Below are 2,928 nucleotides of genomic sequence, written 5' to 3'. Positions count from 1 at the left end.
CTCAGCCTGCCGGATCCAGTTGCGCAACGCCTCGTGATGCACGTTCAACTGCTCGGCCAGCCGCCGGATCGTCGGTTTGGGGTCCGACTCGCGATACAGGCGCACGGCACGCGCCCGCAGTTCGTCGGGGTACTTCTTCGGTGCTGCCACAGATGCTTCCTTCCCATGATCAGTCGATCATGTTTGAGAAGCTCCGTTGAAGCGGGGGGAACTCACCGCTCCTGCTGCCCCGACGCGGCCGCACCAAGAAGCACGAGTACGAACCGGTCCCGAGTCGCGCGTGAGACTCCAACAGCCGAGCCACCCGACACAGAAAGACGCCTGTCTATGAATGTCACTGCCATCGACTCGTCCAGCGCCCTTGTTGCAGAACGCCCTCGTCAGCGCTCCCACAGCCCCATACTCCGACACCGAAGTGGCGGCTCGCGCGGTCGAACTGACCCGCGCCTTCCGCGAACACCGCGCCCCCGTCGTCCTGACCCGCGTCACAGCCCGAGCGGACGGATCGGATGCCGCTCCCGGCCGTACCGACGCACTCAATCAACCCGGCTCGTTGCCCGAAGACTGGGATGCCATCGTCGATGACCTGGCCGGCCACCCTGAAGACATCACCGTCACCAAGCGCACGTGGAGCACCTTTCGCGGAACCGACCTCGACCTGCGGCTACGCCGCCGTGGCGTCAGACAGATCGTGCTGGCCGGGCTCACCACCAGCATCGGCGTGTAGTCAACCGCCCGGCGCGCCTACGAACACGGTTGCCACGTCACGCTGGCGATCGACGCCATGGCCGACCTTGATGTAGAGGCCCACCGCAACAGCGTCGAACGCATCTTCCCGCTCCTCGGCCAGACCGGCTCCACCACTGCGATCGCGGAAATGCTCGCTAAAGCCCGATTCTGACGGCTCGTCAGGCTCAAAACCCACGGGCGAACGCCCGACCTTGGCGTTCACCCGTTCATTTCAAGATCATCGTTAGCGCCGGTTTCCGTTCCGGCGCTCCTCAACCGCCTACCACGCCATGGCACGGACACAAGCCGGTCGAAACCTGCTCGAACAGCTCCGCCAACCAAGCAACCGCAGACTGCTCGACCGCTACGCACCGGTGGCAGCCAAACGACCAAAACGACTTCTGAACAGTGCCACGGCCTCACCCCACGTTTGCCCACCGAGCCGGCACGGGGGCGTGAACGCGGCGCCGGTGCCCGACATTACGGTCGCACAAGATCACCGCGCCGTGGACCTCGGTATGCCGGGCCTGTGGCCGCCCGCCAATCGATTCGGCTGACAGGTGTCGCAGCGCACGGTTGTTTTGGTAGGTCCTTGGCCCATATGGTCCAGGGGTGCAGAGCTCGCCGGCCGCCGATCGCTCTGCAATCCGACCTCGTTGCCGGTGGCCTTCGCTGCAGGCGACCGCCACGACGGGCCGCCAGCCACGCGAACAACACCTCCCGGCCGATCTCAGAACTCCCATTTGGAAGCGAGCACTACACCGTGTCGATCACCGCTGACAGCACTGCCGCCCGCACCGATCCGGCGCGGCTCGCCGCGGTGCGCCGCTACGAGATCCTCGATGCCCCCGCCGACGGCCAGTTCGACACGATCGCGGCGGCCGCTGCGGCGGTGTGCGGCACCCCGATCGCTACGGTCAGCATCGTCGACGCGGACCGGGTGTGGTTCGCCGCCGCCAAAGGGCTGGACGGTGTCACCCAGGTCGGTACTGAACCCGGGCTGTGCGCGTCGGCGTTCTGCGCCGACGGCCCGTACGTGGTCAACGACGCCGTCACCGACCCGCGCACCCTTGATCACCCTCTTGTCCGCGGCGAGCTGGGGCTGCGGTTCTACGCTGCCGCCCCGGTCGTCACCACAGACGGGCACCACCTCGGCACGGTGACCGCGATCGACGCCGCCCCCCGGGAGCTGACCGAGGCGCAGACCACCGTGCTCGCCCATCTCGCCGACCAGGTCGCGCAGCACCTGGAGCTGCGCCTGGCCACCCTCACCGCGGTACGCGCCGAGCGGCAGTTGCGTGACGCCGCCGAGCAGCGCGCCGCCGCTGCCGCGGAACTCGCCGCCCGGATGCGCGACGCCGCCGCCGCACAGGCCGCTACGCCGCATCCCGAGCACTGCCAGCTCGGCGGGACCGCCGGGTGCACCGCACCGGCCGAGCTGAAGATCGCCGATTCGTGGGGGGACTCCGCGTGGGGCTGCCCCAACCATGTAGAGGAAGCCATCATCAACGTGCGGTCGGTGTTCATCGCCAACAAGGAACTCGGCGGGTTGGCCAGCTACCTCAATCGCTGACCCGCCCAGAAACGGTTCAGCCGGTCGGCGATCACGAAACATCCCGAAGCAATATCCGACCGGCGTTCGCCGGGCGGCCGATCCCCGTGCCCGTCAGTGACGAAGCGGGCCCATGCCGCGGGGCGTGGCAAGGAGCCGTTCGTCCTTCGAGACGTGAAGGCTTCGCGGTGTCGGGTGAAGTCGTAGGTCGCAGCGTCGGCTCGTTGATCACCACCTGGCAACTGACGGAGGTAGTACTCCCGGGCGCGAACGTGGTAGTTGCCCAGCCGCCTATGCTCCACGGCGATGCCCCGCCATCCGGTCGGATCCGAGCCCTCGCCGACCGCAAGGACGAGATCGGGCCCTTGCGAAGAGTCGTAACGTCAACGATCGTAGATCCCTGCTCTAATCGCGCACGGAGTCGCGAAGACTACTGGTGATAACTCCCCACACCTTCCACAAGACCGTCGCGACGCTCATCGACGATGAGGCAAACACACCAAGAGCGCCGCAGCTCAACTGAGCCATGGCAGCGAGGAGGTCACCACGACCTACTACATCGCCAAGCCCGCGATCGCCCCGGAAAACCCAGTAATCCTCGAACGGCTCGGCGCCGACCGGGCGACCGCCACCAGCCCAGGGCCCCA

General features: G+C 67.1%; 4 protein-coding genes and 1 pseudogene. 3 read left to right on the top strand and 2 right to left on the bottom strand.

Annotated features, from left to right (window positions below):
• Nucleotides 1-150 (bottom strand): transposase (locus QLQ12_RS47325; protein ID WP_407651718.1); only part of this gene is annotated, 150 nt, incomplete at its 3' end.
• A 214-nt stretch (nucleotides 151-364) separates the two neighbouring features.
• On the opposite strand from QLQ12_RS47325, the gene QLQ12_RS47455 reads away from it, so the two are divergent.
• Nucleotides 365-727, top strand: a complete 363-nt coding sequence (locus QLQ12_RS47455) for an isochorismatase family protein (protein WP_456049101.1) — start codon at nucleotides 365-367, stop codon at nucleotides 725-727.
• On the opposite strand, the gene QLQ12_RS47450 is transcribed toward QLQ12_RS47455, so the two are convergent.
• Complete coding sequence (locus tag QLQ12_RS47450; RefSeq protein ID WP_456049100.1) at nucleotides 728-952, bottom strand: hypothetical protein; 225 nt, start codon at nucleotides 950-952, stop codon at nucleotides 728-730.
• A gap of 540 nt (nucleotides 953-1,492) precedes the next feature.
• Here QLQ12_RS47450 and QLQ12_RS46630 point away from each other — a divergent pair.
• A complete protein-coding gene (locus QLQ12_RS46630; protein WP_282767520.1) occupies nucleotides 1,493-2,302 on the top strand; it encodes a GAF domain-containing protein in 810 nt (269 codons plus the stop codon).
• 418 nt (nucleotides 2,303-2,720) lie between these two features.
• A pseudogene (locus QLQ12_RS47320) lies at nucleotides 2,721-2,928 on the top strand (site-specific integrase); the annotation flags it as partial.

The organism is Actinoplanes sandaracinus (assembly GCF_030009775.1).
GTDB classification, from domain to species: domain Bacteria; phylum Actinomycetota; class Actinomycetes; order Mycobacteriales; family Micromonosporaceae; genus Actinoplanes; species Actinoplanes sandaracinus.
This window is presented reverse-complemented; position numbering and strand designations above follow the sequence as displayed.